This is a genomic window from Zobellia barbeyronii (assembly GCF_018603515.1).
GTDB lineage: Bacteria > Bacteroidota > Bacteroidia > Flavobacteriales > Flavobacteriaceae > Zobellia > Zobellia barbeyronii.
The window spans coordinates 1-274 of sequence record NZ_JACATN010000032.1; the positions used below are offsets into that span (position 1 = coordinate 1).

Consider the following 274-nt stretch of genomic DNA (forward strand, 5'->3'; position numbering starts at 1 on the left):
CACACCCGATTCCGGCGGAACTTGGACTCCTACTCTTGCGGGTACAGGAACTTATACCTATACAGTAACGGCAACTTCGCCATGTACCATCGATAGTACTTCCGAAATAGTCGTTTCCGAACAAGCAACTCCGAATGCAGGAACCGATGGAACATTGACCATTTGCGAAGGAACTACAGTAACAGAAACGCAGCTTTTTAATGAACTCGGCGGCACACCCGATTCCGGCGGAACTTGGACTCCTACTCTTGCGGGTACAGGAACTTATACCTAT

The 274-nt window shown here is 48.9% G+C and carries 1 protein-coding gene; it reads left to right on the forward strand.

The features are described from left to right. Positions 1–274, forward strand: a 274-nt coding sequence (locus tag HW347_RS20610; RefSeq protein ID WP_214613603.1) for a hypothetical protein, incomplete at both ends; no start/stop codon positions are given.